Source organism: Variovorax sp. NFACC27 (assembly GCF_048301545.1).
GTDB classification, from domain to species: Bacteria; Pseudomonadota; Gammaproteobacteria; order Burkholderiales; family Burkholderiaceae_C; genus Variovorax; species Variovorax gossypii.
In genome coordinates this window covers 3,652,435-3,672,386 of the sequence record NZ_CP157613.1, presented here as the reverse complement: position 1 = coordinate 3,672,386, position 19,952 = coordinate 3,652,435, and the positions used below count along the sequence as shown (strand labels likewise).

At 67.9% G+C, this 19,952-nt stretch carries 16 protein-coding genes; 14 read left to right on the top strand and 2 right to left on the bottom strand.

Translation table 11 applies throughout. From position 1 onward, the window contains the following. The first annotated feature begins 77 nt into the window (after positions 1-77). From ABL840_RS17220 to ABL840_RS17175, 10 genes are all read left to right on the top strand, one after another. On the top strand, positions 78-2,069 hold the full coding sequence (locus ABL840_RS17220) for an AAA family ATPase (RefSeq protein WP_093303297.1): 1,992 nt from the start codon (positions 78-80) through the stop codon (positions 2,067-2,069). 59 nt (positions 2,070-2,128) lie between these two features. After that, on the top strand, positions 2,129-3,475 hold the full coding sequence (gene argA, locus ABL840_RS17215; protein WP_093195342.1) for an amino-acid N-acetyltransferase: 1,347 nt from the start codon (positions 2,129-2,131) through the stop codon (positions 3,473-3,475). Between the two features lie 45 nt (positions 3,476-3,520). Continuing rightward, positions 3,521-4,159 carry a LysE family translocator gene (locus ABL840_RS17210; protein WP_093302868.1) on the top strand — a complete coding sequence of 213 codons (639 nt, stop codon included), beginning with the start codon at positions 3,521-3,523 and terminating at the stop codon, positions 4,157-4,159. 92 nt (positions 4,160-4,251) lie between these two features. Beyond that, positions 4,252-5,472, top strand: coding sequence for a succinyldiaminopimelate transaminase (gene dapC, locus ABL840_RS17205; RefSeq protein WP_093195344.1), 1,221 nt, complete (start codon positions 4,252-4,254; stop codon positions 5,470-5,472). 43 nt (positions 5,473-5,515) lie between these two features. Continuing rightward, positions 5,516-6,349, top strand: a complete 834-nt coding sequence (dapD, locus tag ABL840_RS17200) for a 2,3,4,5-tetrahydropyridine-2,6-dicarboxylate N-succinyltransferase (RefSeq protein ID WP_093302865.1) — start codon at positions 5,516-5,518, stop codon at positions 6,347-6,349. A gap of 81 nt (positions 6,350-6,430) precedes the next feature. Then, complete coding sequence (locus tag ABL840_RS17195) at positions 6,431-7,579, top strand: PilT/PilU family type 4a pilus ATPase (RefSeq protein ID WP_093195346.1); 1,149 nt, start codon at positions 6,431-6,433, stop codon at positions 7,577-7,579. Positions 7,580-7,595: 16 nt separating this feature from the next. Then, the gene (gene dapE / locus ABL840_RS17190) at positions 7,596-8,780 is read left to right on the top strand and encodes a succinyl-diaminopimelate desuccinylase (protein WP_093302862.1); all 1,185 of its coding nucleotides are present in this window, start codon (positions 7,596-7,598) and stop codon (positions 8,778-8,780) included. Then, a complete protein-coding gene (gene prmB, locus ABL840_RS17185; RefSeq protein WP_093302857.1) occupies positions 8,777-9,658 on the top strand; it encodes a 50S ribosomal protein L3 N(5)-glutamine methyltransferase in 882 nt (293 codons plus the stop codon). Before dapE ends, prmB begins: the two co-directional genes overlap by 4 nt. A gap of 177 nt (positions 9,659-9,835) precedes the next feature. Continuing rightward, positions 9,836-11,815 carry an ABC-F family ATP-binding cassette domain-containing protein gene (locus ABL840_RS17180; protein ID WP_093302854.1) on the top strand — a complete coding sequence of 660 codons (1,980 nt, stop codon included), beginning with the start codon at positions 9,836-9,838 and terminating at the stop codon, positions 11,813-11,815. A 37-nt stretch (positions 11,816-11,852) separates the two neighbouring features. Next, entirely contained in the window at positions 11,853-12,356 is a 504-nt protein-coding gene (locus tag ABL840_RS17175) for a hypothetical protein (RefSeq protein ID WP_093195350.1), read from the top strand. Here the strand turns inward: ABL840_RS17175 and ABL840_RS17170 are convergent. Both ABL840_RS17170 and ABL840_RS17165 read right to left on the bottom strand, forming a co-directional pair. Continuing rightward, complete coding sequence (locus ABL840_RS17170; protein WP_093195351.1) at positions 12,307-12,540, bottom strand: hypothetical protein; 234 nt, start codon at positions 12,538-12,540, stop codon at positions 12,307-12,309. The two genes, ABL840_RS17175 and ABL840_RS17170, sit on opposite strands and share 50 nt — an antisense overlap. A gap of 7 nt (positions 12,541-12,547) precedes the next feature. Next, positions 12,548-12,778: a helix-turn-helix domain-containing protein gene (locus ABL840_RS17165; protein WP_093195352.1), complete on the bottom strand. Its 231-nt coding sequence runs from the start codon at positions 12,776-12,778 to the stop codon at positions 12,548-12,550. 69 nt (positions 12,779-12,847) lie between these two features. On the opposite strand from ABL840_RS17165, the gene ABL840_RS17160 reads away from it, so the two are divergent. From ABL840_RS17160 to ABL840_RS17145, 4 genes are all read left to right on the top strand, one after another. Then, complete coding sequence (locus ABL840_RS17160; RefSeq protein WP_093195353.1) at positions 12,848-13,564, top strand: helix-turn-helix domain-containing protein; 717 nt, start codon at positions 12,848-12,850, stop codon at positions 13,562-13,564. Between the two features lie 460 nt (positions 13,565-14,024). Next, positions 14,025-15,635, top strand: coding sequence for an efflux transporter outer membrane subunit (locus ABL840_RS17155; RefSeq protein WP_143042939.1), 1,611 nt, complete (start codon positions 14,025-14,027; stop codon positions 15,633-15,635). Between the two features lie 40 nt (positions 15,636-15,675). Continuing rightward, positions 15,676-16,845, top strand: coding sequence for an efflux RND transporter periplasmic adaptor subunit (locus ABL840_RS17150; RefSeq protein WP_093302846.1), 1,170 nt, complete (start codon positions 15,676-15,678; stop codon positions 16,843-16,845). 10 nt (positions 16,846-16,855) lie between these two features. Next, complete coding sequence (locus tag ABL840_RS17145) at positions 16,856-19,951, top strand: efflux RND transporter permease subunit (protein ID WP_093302843.1); 3,096 nt, start codon at positions 16,856-16,858, stop codon at positions 19,949-19,951. Position 19,952 lies beyond the last annotated feature (1 nt).

The following is a 19,952-nucleotide window of genomic DNA, read 5'->3' as shown; positions in this document are numbered from 1 at the left end:
GAAGGAGCGGCCGCCTTTCCGTACCTGTGTACCTGTATGAACGGCTCCAGGAGCCGAAGAAAAAGAAAAACCAGATCATGTCCAAAGACATCCGCTCCCAACTGCATGCCGAGCTCGCCGAACGCACTCGCCATCTGCAAACCGTCGCCGAAGCGCTGAAGACCGAGCTCTTCGGCATCGACGACATCATCGATCGCGTGATCGATTCGCTTCGCGCCTGGTATGTGCTGCCGCAGCTCATCAGCCGCCCCGTCATCGTCTGCCTCTGGGGTCTCACCGGCACCGGCAAGACGCAGCTGGTGCGCAGGCTCGCGCAGCACCTGGGCTTCTACGACCGCTTCATCGAAGTGCAGATGGACGGCTTCAGCCATGGCTCGGGCTATCACAGCCGCGGCTCCATCTCGGCCATGCTGGCCGAGTCGGGCATTGCCGAAGGCATGCCCGGCATCCTGGTGCTCGACGAGTTCCAGCGCTTCCGCACGGTGGAAGGCAACGGCAGCGACGCCAAGGTCGAGCGCTACCAGGACGTGTGGGCGCTGCTGTCCGACGGCCGCCTGCCGCCCGCGCTCTCGATGCTCGGCGAGATCGAGTCCTCGCTCGCGTACGCCGAGTACACGCAGGACCGCGACGGCACCGAAAAGAAAAAGGAAGACAAGAAGCGCAAGCTGCACCTGTCGCCCTGGGAGGCGCGCGAGGTGAAGCGCTGCCTGAAGCTCTCCGAGACGCTGCTGCAGATCATGGCGTGGAAGCCCGCCGAGGTGCACGCGCGCCTGCGCGCCTTCCGCGACACCCAGCAGAGCTGGGAAACCGACTACAGCAAGCTGCTGGTGTTCGTCTCGGGCAATCTCGACGAGATGTACGCCGAGACGGCCCAGCGCGTCGAGGACTGCGACACCGACGCCGACATCTTCCACGAGCTGACGAAGAAGCTCTCGGTCATCGACGTGAAGAAGGCGCTGGCCGAACGCTTCCGCCCCGAGCAGATCGCGCGCCTGGGCAACAACCACGTGATCTACCCCTCGTTCAACCGCGCGACCTACGTGCGCCTGATCCTGTCGATCTGCGACCGCTACGTGGCCGAGATCCAGGAAAGCTCCGGCGTGCGCTTCGTGCTGGACGCGAGCGTGTACGAGCAGATCTACGCCAACGCCGTGTTTCCGGCGCAGGGCACGCGACCGCTCTTCTCGTCGATCCACGCGATCCTGAGCGCCACGCTGGTCAATGCCGCGCTGTGGGCGCTGGAGCAAGGCGCCAACGGCAGCGAACCCGTGTGGCTCACGCTGGACGCGGGCGTCTCGGCCATCACCGCGAAGTACCGCAAGGCGCGCCGCCAGTTTCCGGTCACGCTGGAGCTGAACCGCCTCAAGCAGCGCTCGAGCGAGGACTTCCGCGCCCTGCTCGCCGTGCACGAGGCCGGTCACGGCGTGGTGTACAGCCTGCTCTTCGCCCGCGCGCCGCAGGAGATCAAGATCAACGTGGCCTCGTTCGAAGGCGGCTACAACAGCTACGAGCAGCGCAAGGCCTGGTCGAGGGAGAACCTGCGCGACCGCATCTGCGTGAGCCTCGCGGGCCGCGCCGCCGAGCAGCTGGTGTTCGGCGAGCAGGCCTGCACCACGGGCGCCACGCAGGACTTCATGCAGGCGACCGCCCAGGCCGCGCAGTACGTGCGCCACTTCGCCTTCGGCTCGCGCCTGAGCCGCACCGACGTGGCGAACGACCCGAACGACAACGTCAACACCGACATCGCCGCGACCAACCCCGAGATCGAGGCGCTGCTGGAGCAGGAGCACGCCCGCGCGCTCGCGCTGCTGGACGCCCATACGCCGGCGCTGATGGCTGTGGTCGACGCGCTGCTGCGCCACGGTTCGATCGCCCCGTCGGAGCTGGCCGGGATGCTCGGGCTGCCGGACCCGGCGTCCGGTGCCGGCGGCGCGGCCACGGACGCCTACGCGGCGCTGCTGGCGAGCTTCCGCGCCGATCGTGTCGGCCTGCCGCCGCCTTCGCCGCCCGGCGGCGGTGGCGGCGCCATCCCGGCGAGCGCGGCCCGGGTGCTGCGCGCGATCGCCTGATCCGGCCCGGTCGGGCCGGGTCAGGCAAATGGCTTTTCATGAATGCACAATCACGCCCCATGTCCACCGTCTTCAATTTCACCTTCGTGCCCTGGTTCCGCTCGGTCGCGCCTTACATCCACACGCACCGCGGTAAGACTTTCGTGGTCGGGCTCGCGGGCGAGGCGATCGCGGCGGGCAAGCTGCAGAACATCGCGCAGGACCTGGCGCTGATCCAGAGCATGGGCGTGAAGATCGTGCTGGTGCACGGCTTCAGGCCGCAGGTCAACGAGCAGCTCGCTGCCAAGGGGCACGAGGCGAAGTATTCGCACGGCATCCGCATCACCGACGAGGTGGCGCTCGACTCCGCCCAGGAAGCCGCCGGCCAGCTGCGCTACGAGATCGAGGCCGCCTTCAGCCAGGGCCTGCCCAACACGCCGATGGCGGGCTCCACGGTCCGGGTGATCTCGGGCAACTTCATCACCGCGCGCCCGGTGGGCGTGGTCGACGGGGTGGACTTCAAGCATTCGGGCCTGGTGCGCAAGGTGGACGCGGCCGGCATCCGCCGCACGCTGGACTTCGGCGCGATGGTGCTGATGTCGCCCTTCGGCTTCTCGCCCACCGGCGAAGCCTTCAACCTGACGATGGAAGAAGTCGCCACCAGCGTCGCCATCTCGCTGCAGGCCGACAAGCTGATCTTCCTGACCGAGATTCCGGGTATCCGCATCGACAGCGAGCTGCCCGAGAGCGACGACAACCCGATCGACACCGAGCTGCCGCTGGACGCCGCCGAGAAGCTGCTGGCCTCTCTGCCGCCGCCGCAGAAGCCGACGGACACCGCCTTCTATCTGCAGCACTGCGTGAAGGCCTGCAAGGCCGGCGTGGAGCGCAACCACATCCTGCCATTTGCCCTCGACGGCTCGCTGCTGCTGGAGGTGTACGTGCACGACGGCGTCGGCACGATGGTGATCGACGAGAAGCTCGAGAGCCTGCGCGAGGCCTCGGTGGACGACATCGGCGGCATCCTGCAGCTGATCGAGCCCTTCGAGCGCGACGGCACGCTGGTCAAGCGCGACCGCACCGAGATCGAGCGCGACATCCACCAGTACACGGTGGTCGAGCACGACGGCGTGATCTTCGGCTGCGCGGCGCTCTACCCATACCCCGAGGCGCGCACCGCCGAGATGGCCGCGCTCACGGTGTCGCCGCAATCGCAGTCGCAGGGCGACGGCGAGCGCATCCTCAAGCACATCGAGCACCGCGCCAAGGCCATGGGCCTGGAAAGCATCTTCGTGCTCACCACGCGCACCATGCACTGGTTCCTCAAGCGCGGCTTCCAGCAGGTCAACCCCGACTGGCTGCCCGAGGCGCGCAAGCGCAAGTACAACTGGGACCGCAAGAGCCTGGTGCTGGTCAAGAAGATCTAATTCCAGCCCTCGTCCCCCGTAGGAACACACAAGGAGACTGCCCCGATGACGCTCGCAACCGCCCTGCTCTTCGCCATCGTGGCCTTCGCCGCCATCGCCACGCCCGGCCCCACGGTGCTGCTGGCACTGAGCAACGGCTCCCGGCACGGTGTGCGGCGAGCGCTGCCGGGCATGCTGGGCGCGGTGCTGTCCGACTTCGTGCTGGTAGGCGCCGTGGCCCTGGGCCTGGGGGCGCTGCTGGCGGCGTCGGAATTCTGCTTCTCGATGCTGAAGTGGGTCGGCGCGGTGTACCTCGCCTGGCTGGGCCTGCGGATGCTGCGCTCCAAGGGCGGCTTCCACCTGCCCGCGGCGGACGCGGCGCCTTCGGTCTCGGCGGGCGAGAGCCGGCGCATCTTCTTCAAGTCCTTCCTGGTGGCGGTGACCAACCCCAAGGGCTACATCTTCTGCTCGGCGCTGCTGCCGCAGTTCATCGACCCATCGGCCGCCCAGGCGCCGCAGTACATCGTCATCGCCCTGATATTCGCGGCGCTGGACATGGCCGTGATGCTGGCCTACGCCTTCGTGGGCGCCCGGGCGATCCGGCTGCTGACCGTGTCGGCCACGCGCTGGATCGACCGCGCCTGCGGCGGCATGCTGCTGGCGCTGGCCGGCTCGCTGGCTTTCTATCGTCGCAGCGCGGCCTGACGGCGCGGTCCTCCCCCAAGCCCCCTGCAGCCGGCCTCCACGAGTAGCCGCTTCGCCGGGAGCGGTAAGACCTGTCACCGATAATCCCGGCCATGAATCCCCTGCTTTCCCGGTTGCAACCCTACCCCTTCGAACGGCTGAAGCAGCTGTTCGCGGGCGTCACGCCCAGCCCCGAGTTCCCGGCCATCAGCCTGGGCATCGGCGAACCCAAGCACGCCACGCCGGGTTTCATCAAGGACGCGCTGAGCGCCAGCCTCGGCGCGCTGGCCGCCTACCCCGCCACCGCCGGCGACCTGAAGCTGCGCACCGCCTTCACCGGCTGGCTCAAGACCCGCTACAGCCTCGCCCTCGACCCGGCCACGCAGGTGCTGCCCGTCAACGGCTCGCGCGAGGCGCTGTTCTCGCTGGCCCAGACGGTGGTCGACCCGACCGCCTCGCCGCAGCCGGTGGTGCTGTCGCCCAATCCGTTCTATCAGATCTACGAGGGCGCGGCCCTGCTCGCCGGTGCCGAGCCGTACTACGTGCCCAGCGTGCCCGCGCGCAACTTCGCGGTCGACTGGGACAGCGTGCCCGAGGAGGTCTGGGCCCGCACGCAGCTGGTTTTCGTGTGTTCCCCAGGTAACCCGACCGGCGCCGTGATGGCGCTGGACGAGTGGAAGAAGCTCTTCGCCCTTTCCGACCGCCACGGCTTCGTGATCGCCGCCGACGAGTGCTACAGCGAGATCTACTTCCGCGACGAGCCCCCGCTCAGCGGCCTCGAGGCCTCGGTCAAGCTCGGGCGGCCCGACTTCCGCAACCTGATCGCGCTGACCTCGCTGTCCAAGCGCAGCAACGTGCCCGGCCTGCGCAGCGGCTTCGTGGCGGGCGACGCGGCCATCATCAAGAAATTCCTGCTCTACCGCACCTACCACGGTAGCGCCATGAGCGGCGCCGTGGCCGCGGCCAGCATCGCGGCCTGGGGCGACGAGTCGCACGTGGTCGACAACCGCGCCCAGTACCGCGCCAAGTTCGCGGCCGTCACGCCGCTGCTGGAGCCGGTGCTCGACGTGCGGCTGCCCGACGCCAGCTTCTACCTCTGGGCCGGCGTGCCCGAAGTGTGGGCTGGCGACGACGAAGCCTTCGCCCGGGAGCTCTACGCTCAATACAATGTGACGGTTTTGCCGGGGAGCTATCTGGCGCGCGAGACGACGTACGGCGCGCACAGCACGAATCCCGGCCGTGGCCGCATCCGCATGGCGCTTGTGGCCGAAACGGCCGAATGCGTGGAGGCCGCAGAGCGCATCGTCCGCTTCTGCAAGGACGCCCGCCGCTGATCCGCTTCGCTTTCCTGCTCCCATTTTTCACCCGAGACTCTCCATGACCCAGCAACTGCAACAAATCATCGACGCCGCGTGGGAAGACCGCGCCAACATCTCGGTCGCCGCCTCGTCGGCCGAAGTGCGCGACGCCGTCGAGCACGTCATCACCGAACTCAACAACGGCAAGCTGCGCGTGGCCACCCGCGAAGGCGTGGGCAAGTGGACCGTGCACCAGTGGATCAAGAAGGCCGTGCTGCTGTCGTTCCGCCTGAAGGACAACGAACAGATCCAGGCCGGCTCGCTCGGCTTCTACGACAAGGTGCCGACCAAGTTCTCGCACCTGTCGGCCAACGAGCTGAAGGACTCGGGCGTGCGCATCGTGCCGCCGGCCGTGGCCCGCCGCGGCAGCTTCATCGCCAAGGGCGCGATCCTGATGCCCTCGTACGTGAACATCGGCGCCTACGTGGGCGAAGGCTCCATGGTCGACACCTGGGCCACCGTGGGTTCGTGCGCGCAGGTCGGCGCCAACGTGCACCTGTCGGGCGGCGTGGGCCTCGGCGGCGTGCTGGAGCCCCTGCAGGCCAACCCGACCATCATCGAGGACAACTGCTTCATCGGCGCGCGCTCCGAAGTGGTCGAAGGCGTGATCGTCGAAGAGAACTCCGTGCTCGGCATGGGCGTGTACATCGGCCAGAGCACCCCGATCTTCAACCGCGACACCGGCGAGATCTCGTACGGCCGCGTGCCGACCGGCAGCGTGGTCATCAGCGGCAACCTGCCCAAGAAGACCAAGTCGGGCCAGGACTACAGCACCTACGCCGCGATCATCGTGAAGACGGTCGACGCGCAGACGCGCTCCAAGACCAGCCTCAACGACCTCCTGCGCGACTGACAACTCCCCGCCGGCCCCTCTTCCGGGGCCGGTTTTCTTCAGAGTCCCAGAGAAAACAACAGCACCCGAGGAGAGAGACCGATGAACATGATGGAACGGCTTCTTCGTCTGATGGCCGAGCGCAAGGCATCCGACATCTATCTCTCTGCCCACTCTCCGGTGCTGATCCGCATCAACGGCATCTGCCTGCCCGTCAACGCGCAGGTGCTGCCGCCCACGGCGCCCCTGGCGCTGCTGTCCGAGGTGGTGCCCGCCGCGCGCATCCAGGAACTGGAGAGCACGGGCGAACTGAACATGGCCGTCCACATCGAGGACGCGGGCAACTACCGCGTGAGCGCCATGCGCCAGCGCGGCACCTATGCTGTGGTGGTGCGGCACATCGCCTCCACGATTCCCAGCTTCGACGAGCTGAACCTGCCCGACATCCTGAAGACGCTCATCATGGAGCGCCGCGGACTGATCCTCATGGTCGGTGCCACCGGCGCGGGCAAGACCACCACGCTGGCCTCGATGCTCGACTACCGCAACGAGCACGCCAGCGGCCACATCCTCACGGTCGAGGAGCCGATCGAGTTCACCTACACCAACAAGAAGTCGGTGGTGAACCAGCGCGACGTGGGCAGCGACACCACCTCGCTGCAGACGGCGCTGAAGAACGCGCTGCGCCAGGCACCCGACGTGATCCAGATCGGCGAAATCCGCGACCGCGACACCATGTCCGCCGCCATCGCCTATGCGCAGTCGGGCCACCTGTGCGTGGCCACGCTGCACGCCAACAACAGCTACCGCGCGCTGAACCGCATCCTGAGCTTCTACCCCGTCGAGGTGCGCCCCACTCTGCTGGGCGACCTGGGCGGCGCGCTGCGCGCCATCGTGTCTCAGCGCCTGCTGCGCACGCCGGTGGGCGGGCGCGTGCCGGCGCTGGAAGTCATGCTCAACACCGCGCTGGTGGCCGAGCTGATCGAGAAGGGCGACTTCTCCGGCGTGAAGGAGGCCATGGAGAAGTCGATGGCCGAAGGCTCGCAGACCTTCGAGGAAGACATCGCCCGCCTCATCGTCGAGGAGCGCGTGACGCGCGAAGAGGGCCTGTCGCAGGCCGACTCCCCCACCAACCTCATGTGGCGCCTGCAGAATCGCGCGGCGCCCAAGCAGCAGGTCGACGACCGCAACCTCACCGACCAGGTCGACGAACCCACTTTCACCGACATCACGCTAGACGTGAAGTTCTGAACCCAGCCTTTTCCCGATGTCCCGTACGCTCCAGCTCGCCGAACAACTCATCTCGCGCCCTTCCGTCACCCCCGACGACGCGGGCTGCCAGCAGATCCTCGGCGAGCGGCTGGCGCGACTCGGCTTCACGCTGGAGACCATCGAGAGCGGCCCGGCCGACTTCCGGGTGACCAACCTCTGGGCGGTGCGCCGACCCGCGAACGCGAAGGCCGCCACGAAGATGCTCGTGTTCGCCGGCCACACCGACGTGGTGCCCACCGGCCCCGTCGAGCAGTGGACCAGCCACCCGTTCACTCCCACGCACCGCGACGGCAAGCTCTACGGCCGCGGCGCCTGCGACATGAAGACCTCGGTCGCGGCCTTCGTCACCTCCATCGAGGAATTCCTGCAGGCACAGCCCGAGCCGAAGCTCACGCTGGCCCTGCTGCTCACCAGCGACGAGGAAGGCCCCGGCGTCGACGGCACCGTGGTCGTCTGCAATGCGCTGGCCGCGCGCGGCGAAACCATCGACTACTGCATCGTGGGCGAGCCCACCGCGGTGGAGCGCTGCGGCGACATGATCAAGAACGGCCGCCGCGGCACCATGAGCGGCAAGCTCACGGTCAAGGGCGTGCAGGGCCACATCGCCTATCCGCACCTGGCGAAGAACCCGGTGCACGCGGTGGCGCCCGCACTGGCCGAACTGGTGGCCATCAATGCCGCCGGCGGCTGGGACGCGGCGAGCAACCCGTACTTCCAGCCGACCAGCTGGCAGATCAGCAATTTCCACGCAGGCACCGGCGCGAGCAACGTGATTCCGGGCAGCGCGGTGATCGACTTCAACTTCCGCTTCTCGACCGAGTCCACGCCCGAGTCACTGCAACAGCGCGTGCATGCCGTGCTCGACGCACACAAGGTCGACTACACGCTCGCCTGGACCATCGGCGGCCTGCCCTTCCTGACCACGCCGGGCGAACTGGTCACTGCCGTACAGGACGCGATCCGCGAAGAGACCGGAATCGAGACCGAGCTGTCGACCAGCGGCGGCACCAGCGACGCACGCTTCATCGCCAAGATCTGCAGGCAGGTGGTCGAGCTCGGCCCGGTGAACGCCAGCATCCACAAGATCGACGAGCACATCGACGTGGCCGAGATCGAGACGCTGAAGAACCTCTACCTGCGCACCATCAAGCGGCTCGATGCCGCGCTCGCCAGCCGATGAGCACCGTCATCGAACTCATCGAGTCGGGCGCGAAGCGGCTGGAAGAAGCCGGTGTCGCCTTCGGTCACGGCACGGCCAACGCCTTCGACGAGGCTGCCTGGCTGGTGCTGTGGCGCCTGAAGCTGCCGCTGGACGACCTCGACGGCGTGGCCGACACGCCCGTCTCGCCCGCGGACGCGGGCAAGGTGAATGCGCTCATCGAGGAACGCATCGCCACGCGCAAGCCCGCCGCCTACCTCACCAAGGAAGCCTGGCTGCAGGGCGTGCCCTTCTACGTGGACGAGCGCGCCATCGTGCCGCGCAGCTTCATCGCCGAGCTGATCGCCGACGGAACCATCGACTACTGGCTGGGCGAACACACGCAGCGCGTGCTCGACCTGTGCACCGGCAACGGCAGCCTCGCCGTGCTGGCGGCGCTCACGTATCCGGAAGTGACGGTGGACGCGGCCGACCTGTCGGTCGAGGCTCTCGAGGTCGCCGCCATCAACGTCACCCGCCATGAGCTGGACGCGCGCGTCAGGCTGATCGAGTCGGACGGGCTGAAGAACCTGCCCGGTCCCTACGACCTGGTGCTGTGCAACCCGCCCTACGTGAACAGTGCCAGCATGGCCGCCCTGCCCGCCGAATACCGCGCGGAGCCCGAGCTGGCGCTGGCCGGCGGCACTGACGGCATGGACTTCGTGCGCCAGCTGCTCGCCGATGCGCCCTCGCGCATGAGCGAACAGGCGGTGCTGGTGCTGGAGATCGGCAACGAGCGCGAGTACTTCGAGGCGGCCTTTCCGCATCTCGAAGTCTTCTGGCTCGAGACCTCGGCGGGCGAGGACCAGGTCCTGCTGGTGACGCGCGACGCCCTGGTGGCCGGCGCCGGCGCGCGTTAGCTGCACCCGCCCCAGCCCCTTTCCGCCGCTTTCCCGCAGCCATTGGCTGCGAAACCCCATTCACCGGGCCATTTCCCGCACCTTCCCGCGCCTTCCTGCGCAATTCCCCGCGCCTTTGCCCCTTTTTCCGGGGCCCGAAGGGCCGGGCGGGATAATCGCCCCTACGGTTCCTCTTTCATGATCACTCTCAAGAACGTCATTCTTCGCCGCAGCGCCAAGGTCCTGCTCGACGGCGCCACGGTCACCCTCAACCCCGGCGAGAAGGTCGGGCTGGTGGGCCGCAACGGCGCCGGCAAGTCGACCCTCTTCGCCCTGCTCAACGGCTCGCTGCACGAAGACGGCGGCGATTTCTCCATCCCGAAGCAGTGGCGCATGGCCCAGGTGGCGCAGAACATGCCCGAGACCGAGGATTCGGCCACCGACTTCGTGGTGGGAGGCGACACCCGTCTCACCGAGCTGCGCGAGTCGCTGGCCGCCATCGAGGCCGCCTACGCCGAGAACCCCGACGACGCCGACATCGGCATGGAACTGGCCCACGTCTACACCGACCTGGCCGATGCCGGCGAGCACGACGCCGTGCCGCGCGCGCAGGCGCTCATCCTCGGCCTGGGCTTCAAGACGCACGAGCTCGACGCGCCCGTCAACAGCTTCTCGGGCGGCTGGCGCATGCGCCTGCAGCTGGCCCGCGCGCTGATGTGCCCGAGCGACCTGCTGCTGCTCGACGAACCCACCAACCACCTGGACCTGGACGCGCTGGTCTGGCTCGAAGCCTGGCTGCAGAAGTACCAGGGCACCATGATCGTCATCAGCCACGACCGCGAGTTCCTCGACGCCGTGACCGACGTCACCCTGCACATCGCCAACGCCCAGCTCACGCGCTACGGCGGCAACTACAGCAAGTTCGAGGACATGCGAGCGCTGCAGATGGAGCAGCAGCAGCAGGCCTTCGCCAAGCAGCAGGACAAGATCGCCCACCTGCAGAAGTTCATCGACCGCTTCAAGGCCAAGGCCAGCAAGGCCAAGCAGGCGCAGAGCCGGGTCAAGGCGCTGGAGCGCATGGAACGCGTGGCGCCGCTGCTGGCCGAGGCCGATTTCAGCTTCGAGTTCAAGGAGCCGGGCAACATCCCGAACCCGATGCTGTCGATCAGCAACGCGAGCTTCGGCTACGTCGTCGAAGACGATGAGCCCAAGACCATCCTGCGCGGCGTGAACCGCTCGGTGCTTGCGGGCCAGCGCATCGGCATCCTGGGCGCCAACGGCCAGGGCAAGTCGACGCTGGTGAAGACCATCGCGCGCGAGATGGGCGCGCTGGCGGGCCAGGTCACCGAGGGCAAGGGCCTGAACATCGGCTACTTCGCGCAGCAGGAACTCGACGTGCTGCACCCCGAGAGCAACCCGCTGGAGCACATGGTGCGGCTGGCGCGCGAGCTCGGCGGCAACGCCAAGGAGCCCTCCGGCGAGCAGGCCCTGCGCGGCTACCTGGGCAGCTTCAACTTCAGCGGCGACATGGTCAAGCAGCCCGTGGGCACCATGAGCGGCGGCGAAAAGGCCCGCCTCGTGCTCGCGATGATGGTGTGGCAGCGCCCCAACCTGCTGCTGCTCGACGAACCGACCAACCACCTCGACCTGGCCACCCGCGAGGCGCTGGCCGTGGCGCTCAACGAGTTCGAAGGCACGCTGATGCTGGTGAGCCACGACCGTGCGCTGCTGCGCTCGGTGTGCGACGAGTTCTGGCTGGTGGGCCGCGGCGTGGTCGGCGACTTCGACGGCGACCTCGACGACTACCAGCGCTACCTGCTCGACGAATCCAAGCGCCTGCGCGAGGAGGCCAAGGTGGCGGTGCGCGAGGCCGAGGCCGCCGCGGCTCCGGCGGCCGCTCCCGCAGCCGCCCCGCAGCAGCGCAAGCAGGACGCCCAGGACCGCCAGCAGCGCAGCGACCAGGCCAAGCCGATCAAGCGCGAGATCGCCCAGATCGACGAACGCCTGGCCAAGGCCGGCACCGAGCGCACCGAGCTCGAGGCGCGCCTGGCCCAGCCACTGCCGCCGGCCGAGATCGCCGACGCCGGCAAGCGCCTGAAGGCGCTCAACGACGAAATCGGCCGCCTCGAGGAGCGCTGGCTGGCCCTGTCGGACCAGCTGGAAGCCCTGGCGGCCTGAGCCACGGCAAGCAACGAGCAAGCAAGGGAGTCGCCGGATGCCGTCAGCCATCGAACTGGCCCGTGGTGACGAGAAACTCATCGCCGCCATCCATCGCAGCCGCCGCCTCATCAGCCGCAAGGCGCTGATGGCGGCTGCGGCTAGCGCGGTTCCCCTGCCCGGCCTCGACTGGATGGCCGACGCCGCGCTGCTGTCGCGGCTGGTGCCGCAGATCAGCGCGGAATTCGGCCTCTCGGTCACCCAGGTCGAAAAGCTCGCGCCACACCAGCGCGAGCGCATCCAGAAGGCCGCGACCACCGTGGGTGCCCTGCTGGTGGGCCGCCTCGTCACGCGCGACCTGCTGCTGCGCCTCGCGAAGCATGCCGGCGTGCGCCTCACGGCCAAGCAGGCCACCAAGTACGTGCCCATCGCCGGGCAGGTGGTGTCGGCCGCGCTCGGCTACGCGGCGCTGCGCGCGCTCGGCGAGCAGCACATCAAGGACTGCGTGCGCGTCAGCTCCACTCTCGCTCTCGCGCCTCCCGAACCGCACGAGAGCGCCTGAGCGCCTCGCGGTCGAACAGCACCTGCGCCGCCCAGGCCGCGCAAACCAGCCCGAAGCAGCCGCCGCCGGCGATGGCCGGGCGCCCCAGGATCAGCCCGACGGCCAGCCCCGCGAGGGACAGCAGCGCCAGCAGCACGCACAAGGCGCGGTCGAGCCGCAGGCCCGACGGCAATCGCTTGCGCACCACGCGCTCATCGCTTCGCGGACCGGCGGCGGGCCTCGGGCGCGGGCTTCAGGGTCTCTTCCCTCACCCGCTGCTCGTAGGCGGCCACCAGCGCGACGTAGTGGCGCGACATCACGTCGGCGACCCGCCCCAGGCCGATCTTGCTGATCGTCGGCTGAGGAATGCCGGTTCTCTGTTCGATCTGCTTCTGCGTGAGCCCCATGGCCCTCAGCGCCAGCACCAACTCCCGTGGCTTCATCTATTCCTCCCTTTTTTAACTATTCTAGAGTTTGAGGTGAATATTCGTTTGGGCTTAAATCCCCATCCGATGGACAGCATTGCCAAACGCGCCTTGGCCGCGCGCAAATTCGCCAAGATGACGCAGAAGCAGGCCGAAGCGGTCTCCGGCGTCAAGCAATCCAGCATTTCCAAGATCGAGCGCGGAGACGTCACCCGCTCCATGAGCGTGCTGGCCTTGGCGCGTGCCTATCGCGCCGATCCGAACTGGCTCGACACCGGCGACGGCCCCGCTCCCTGGGACGAAGACCAGATCCGCCAGGCCCGCGACCGGGCCAACGAGCCACCGGGGCCTTATCGGGTGACGCACACGCCGCCGTCGATCCCGAGCTTCAACCCGCGCACGCCCGGCACCGTGCCCCTCATTTCCTGGGCGGATGCCGCCAACTGGGACAGCCACGAGATCTCGCAGCAGCCGCACGCCGAGCGCTGGATTCCCTGCATCGCCCACCACAGCCTGCAGAGCTACGCGCTGCGGGTTCGCGGCGACAGCATGACCTCGCCCAGCGGCCTGCTGAAGAGCTACCCGCCCGGCTGCATCGTGTTCGTCGACACCGCACTGCGGAAGCCCGACGACGGCGAACGCGTGATCGCGAAGCTGGAGGACAGCGACGAAGTCACCTTCAAGGTGTTCAAGCAGGACGACGGCCGCCGCTGGCTGCTGCCCCTGAACCCGAAACACGAGCCGGTGCGCACGCCCTTCTCCATCCTGGGCACCGTGGTCGGCAAGTGGGAAGACGAGGACTGATCTCGCAGGAAGAATGAGCCGGAAATTAGCCTGGAACGGAATTCCAGCAAGGTCAGGTTGCGTGCAGGTTCGGAGGCGATATTCATGTCTCTCCCTGTGGCCTGCATCCTCTGATCCTCCCTCCTCCAGCAGGTCACCTTCGAGCCCGCCTTCGTGCGGGCTTTTTTTTGTCTGGATGTTGCTCGCCCCCAGGCTGCGCGGCACTTCGTGCCGCTTCGCCACCCCCTACCGGGGGCAACACCTGAGGCCCGGCGGAGCCGGTTCCTCGGTGTTTCTGGCATTGGGGCAGTAGTGGGGTTGGCGCCGCGCCCTTCGGGGTGGTGCGTTTGGCGCCTTGCCCGTACATTCCGCGCCTTGTGGAGCTCGTTTCGTCGCAACGGTCTCGCAACGCGGGGCGGCGACTACGAGACTTCGGGAAAGTCAGGCAGCCCGGGCGTTCCGGGTGTACAACCGCTGCCCCATGCAATATCAAGAAAACAATGCGTTGGAGGATCACCCCGGTTCGTCGTCGCGCGCTGCGCCTGCGCGCCCGCGGCCGGGGTGGCCCGTTCAGGGCGCCGTGCTCGGCGCCGTACTGCTGCTGTTGAGCGGCTGCGCGGTCGGACCGGACTTCAGGACGCCCGACCTGCCCGCCGCCACCAGCGGCGCCGACTACACGCCCGCGCCGATGCCGGCGCGCACCGTGAAGGCCGACGTGGCCGCCGGCCAGGCCCAGGAGCTGCTGCCGGGCCGCGACATTCCCGCCCAGTGGTGGGAAGTGTTCCGCTCCGAGCCGCTCGACCGGCTGATCCGCGCCTCGCTCGCCCAGAGCCCCACGTTGGCGTCCGCACAGGCCGCGCTGCGGCAGGCCGAGGCCACTTACGACGCGAAGTCGGGCAACCTGCTGTGGCCGCAGGTCACGGCGCAGCTCGGCGCGCAGCGCGAGCGGGCCTCCGAGGTCAGCACGCAGGTGCCGGGCGGCCAGTTGCTCACGCTCTACAACGCATCGGTCAACGTCAGCTACAACCTCGACGTGTTCGGCGGATCGCGCCGGCAGATCGAGGGCGCGCAGGCCGCCGTGGAAGCTCAGCGCTACCAGGTCGAGGCGACCTACCTCACGCTCACATCGAACCTCGTCACCACCGCGATCCGTGAAGCCGCGCTGCGCGGCCAGTTGCAGGCCACGCGCGAAGTGCTGCAGGCGCAGCGCGAGCAACTCGGCGTGATCGAAAAGCAGTTCGACACCGGCGCGATCCCGAAGTCGATCGTGCTGCAGCAGCGCACGCAGGTCGCGCAGACGCAGGCGGCGATACCGCCTCTCGAGAAGTCGCTCGCGCAGACGCGCCACCAGCTCGCGGTGTTCGCGGGCCGGCTGCCTTCGGAGGAAGGCCTGCCCGAGTTCGATCTCGCCAGTCTCTCGCTGCCACAGGAGTTGCCGCTGTCGCTGCCGTCCGAGCTCGCGCGCCAGCGGCCCGACGTGCGCGCCAGCGAAGCCCAGCTGCACCAGGCCAGCGCGGCGGTCGGCGTGGCCACGGCGAATCTCTATCCGCAGATCCAGCTCAGCGCCAGCTACGGCAACACCTCGCTGCGCGCACGCGACCTGTTCACCGGGCCGACGACGCTGTGGAACATCGGCGCCGGGCTCACGCAGCCGATCTTCAACGGCGGCGCGCTGCGTGCGCAGCAACGCGCGGCGGTCGCGGCCTACGACTCGGCTGCGGCGCAGTACCGCAACACCGTGTTGGGCGCATTCCAGAACGTGGCCGACGCACTGCGCGCGCTAGAACTCGACGCCGCCGCGCTGCAGACCCAGGCCACGGCCGAGTCGCTCGCGAGGCAGTCGCTCGACCTGTCGACCGCGCAGTTTCGCGCCGGCGCGGTGAGCTACGTGACGCTGCTGACCGCGCAGCAGGCCTGGCTGCAGACGCACACCGCGCTCGCACAGGCACAGGCCGCGCGCTATGCCGACACGGCCGCCCTCTTCCAGGCGCTGGGCGGCGGCTGGTGGAACCGAGGCGCGCTGGCCGACGCGTCAATCGCGCCAGGACAGCCGGCGCAACCAGCACCACAGGCCGCAGCACCGCGGAACTGAGCGGCCCCGAACACTCCATAACTCCAAGAAAAGCCAATTTATGACCCGAAGAATGATCATCATGATCGGCTGCGTATTGCTGCTGGTCGCCGTGCTCGCGTTCGGCAAGTTCATGCAGATCCGCGCGCTGATCGCCGCCGTGCCCAAGCCGTCGCCGCAGACGGTGTCGACGGCCGAGGTGCAGAAGCTGCAGTGGCAGTCGCAGTTCACCGCCGTCGGCACGCTGAACCCGGTGCGCGGCGCCGACCTCAGCACCGAAGTGGCCGGACTGGTGCGCACGGTGCACTTCAAGTCGGGGCAGGACGTGAAGGCCGGCACGCTGCTGGTCGAGCTCAACGCCGACTCCGACATCGCCCTGCTGCACTCGGCCGAAGCCGCCGCCGCGCAGGCCGCGATCGTGCTCAAGCGCGACCAGGCGCAGCTCGCGGTGCAGGCCGTGAGCCAGGCGCAGATCGACGCCGACACCAACGACCTGAAGGCCAAGCGCGCGCAGGTCGAGCAGCAGGCCGCCGTGGTGGCGAAGAAGTCGATCCGCGCGCCCTTCTCCGGCCGCCTGGGCATCACCGCGCTGAACCCGGGCCAGTACGTGAACGCGGGCGACAAGCTGGTCACGCTGCAGACGCTGGACCCGATCTACGTCGACTTCGCGCTGCCGCAGCAGCAGCTCGCTGGCCTGGCGGTGGGCCAGGTGGTGAACCTGTCGGTCGACACCTTCCCGGGCCAGAGCTTCAGCGGCAAGATCAACGCGATCAGCCCCAAGGTGGACGCCGCCACGCGCAACGTGCAGGTCGAGGCCACCATCTCGAACCCGAAGCAGATCCTGCTGCCCGGCATGTTCGCCAACGTGAAGATCGACGTGGGCGGCGTGCAGGAACAGCTCACGCTGCCTTCCACCGCCGTCACCTACAACCCGTACGGCTCGACCGTGTACGTGGTGAAGGAAGCCGAGCCGCCCAAGGAAGGTGCAGCCGGTGCAGGTGCTCCCGCCCAGCCGGCCAATCCCTCGGGTGCCAGGCAGCTCGTCGCGCAGCAGGTCTTCGTCGAGACCGGCGCCACGCGCGGCGACCAGATCGCCATCGTCAAAGGCCTCGCTGCCGGCCAGGTGGTGGTGAGCAGCGGACAGAACAAGCTGAAGAACGGCACGCCGGTGGTGGTGGACAACAGCGTCCAGCCCGCCAACAACCCGGCGCCGACGCCGCAGGAAAAGTGAGGTCGCCCGCATGAACTTCACAGACATCTTCATCCGCCGGCCGGTGCTGGCGATGGTGGTGAGCATGCTGATCGTGGTGCTCGGGCTGCGTGCGCTGGCCGGCCTGCCGGTCAACCAGTACCCCAAGACCGAGAACGGCGTGGTCACCATCACCACCGCCTACTACGGCGCGGACGCGGCCACGGTGGCGGGCTTCATCACGCAGCCGCTGGAAGCCGCCGTGTCGCAGGCGCAGGGCATCGACTACCTGTCGTCGTCCAGCAGCCTGGGCGTGTCGACCATCACCGCCACGCTGCGGCTGAACTACGACTCCAACCGCGCGCTGACCGAGATCAACACGCAGGTGAACTCGGTGCGCAACCAGCTGCCGCCGCAGGCCCAGCAGCCGGTGCTGACGGTGGCCACGGGCCAGACCACCGACGCGATGTACATCGGCTTCTACAGCGACACGCTGCCGAACAACAACGTGACCGACTTCCTGGTGCGCGTGGTGCAGCCCAAGCTCAACGCCATTCCGGGCGTGCAGACCGCCGAAATCCTCGGCGCTCGCACCTTCGCGCTGCGGGCCTGGCTCGACGCGCAGAAGATGGCCGCCTACGGCGTGACCGCCACCGACGTGAGTGCGGCGCTCGCCGCCAACAACTACCTCGCGGCCGTGGGCCAGAGCAAGGGCCAGATGGTGAGCGTGCCGCTCACGGCCGGCACCTCGCTGCACAGCGTGGACGAGTTCAAGCAGCTCTCGGTGAAGAGCGCCAACGGCGCCATCGTGCGGCTGCAGGACGTGGCCAACGTAACGCTGGGCTCGGAGAACTACGACTTCAACGTCGCCTTCAACGGCGTGCGCTCGGTGTTCATCGGCATCAAGGTCGCGCCCGAGGCCAACATCCTCGAGGTGGCCAAGCAGGTGCGCACGGTGTTCCCGGACATCCAGTCCCAACTGCCCACGGGCCTGACGGGCAAGATCGTCTACGACTCGACGGACTTCATCAACACCTCGATCAGCGAAGTGATCAAGACGCTGGTGGAGGCGCTGGTCATCGTGACGGTGGTGATCTACCTGTTCCTGGGCAGCCTGCGCGCGGTGGTGGTGCCGGTGATCGCGATGCCGCTGTCGCTGATCGGCACCTTCTTCATCATGCTGGCGCTGGGCTACTCCATCAACCTGCTCACGCTGCTGGCGCTGGTGCTGGCCATTGGCCTCGTGGTTGACGACGCGATCATCGTGGTGGAAAACGTCGACCGGCACATGCGCGAGGGCAAGTCGCCCATGCAGGCCTCGCTGCTCGCGGCGCGCGAGTTGGGCGGGCCCATCCTGGCGATGACGGTGGTGCTGGTGGCGGTGTACGTGCCCATCGGCTTCCAGGGCGGCCTCACCGGCTCGCTCTTCACCGAATTCGCCTTCACGCTCGCGGGCTCGGTGGTGGTGTCGGGCATCGTGGCGCTCACACTGTCTCCGATGATGTGCTCGCGCTTCTTCAAGCCCGAGCAGGACACCGGCAAGTTCGCGATGAAGATCGAGCACGTCTTCGAACGCGTGCACCACCGCTACCAGCTGATATTGCGCGGCGTGCTGAAGACCTGGCCGGTGATGATCGTCATGGGGGCGATCCTGGTGGCGCTGCTGTTCGTGATGTTCAAGATGTCGAAGTCGGAGCTCGCGCCCGAGGAAGACCAGGGCATCGTGCTGTCGCAGGTGGTGGGCGCGCCCACGGCCACCATCAACCAGATGCAGACGTATGCGGACCAGATCTTCAAGATCGCGCACGACACGCCCGAGTACGCGCAGCTCTTCCAGCTGACCGGCGTGCCCAGCACCAACGCGGGCATTGCGGGCGTGCTGCTCAAGCCCTGGGACCAGCGCACGCGCAGCGCGCACGACATCCAGACCGACCTGCAGAAGCGCTGGAACGGCATTGCCGGCGCGAAGGTGGTGGCCTTCCAGTTTCCGGCGCTGCCGGGCGCCTCGGGCCTGCCGGTGCAGTTCGTCATCAAGACGACCGAGCCCTTCGAGAACCTGAACGCCCTCGCCCAGCAGATCATGGACAAGGCGCGCGCCGACGGAAAGTTCTACTACATCGACGCCGACCTGAAGATCGACCTGCCGCAGGCCTCCGTGGTGGTCGACCGCGACAAGATCGCCACGCTGGGCATCACGCAGCAGGACGTGGGCAACGCGATGGGCGCGGCGCTGGGCGGCGCGTACGTCAACTACTTCTCGATCTCGGGCCGCTCGTACAAGGTGATCCCGCAGGTGCAGCAGGTCGACCGGCTGAACCCCTCGGACGTGCTGAACTTCTACATCAAGACGCCCAACGGCGTGGTGCCGGCCAGCACGGTGGCGAGCCTGAAGTACAGCGTGCAGCCCGAGACGGTGAACCACTTCCAGCAGCTCAACTCCGTGACCATCCAGGGCGTGCCCAGCGGCACGCAGGGCGAGACGCTCGAATACCTGCGCGGACTGGTGCAGCAGATGGCGCCCAGCGGCTACACGGTGGACTACTCGGGCCAGTCGCGCCAGTTCGTGCAGGAGTCGGGCAACTTCGCCGTCACCTTCGTGTTCGCGCTGATCATCGTGTTCCTGGCGCTGGCGGCGCAGTTCGAGAGCTTCCGCGATCCGGTGGTGATCCTGGTGTCGGTGCCGCTGGCCCTCTTCGGCGCGATGATCTTCATCTTCTGGGGCTTCGCCTCGATGAACATCTACACGCAGGTGGGCCTGGTGACGCTGATGGGCCTCATCAGCAAGCACGGCATCCTGATCGTCGAGGTGGCCAACCGCCTGCAGAAGCAGGGGCTGAGCAAGCTCGACGCCATCGTGGAAGCCGCCGGCACGCGTCTGCGCCCGATCCTGATGACGACCGCCGCCATGGTCTTCGGCGTGCTGCCGCTGGTGATCGCCTCGGGCGCCGGCGCAGCGGGCCGCAAGGCGATGGGCATCGTGATCTTCAGCGGACTGTCCATCGGCACGCTGTTCACGCTCTTCGTGGTGCCGGCGATGTATCTGTTCATCGCGGCGCGGCATCAGAAGGAGGAAGGCCCGGAAGCAACCGATGCAGCCGATGCTTCCAAGCCGGCTGCGCTGCCGGGCAGCGTGGCGCCCGAGGCCTGAG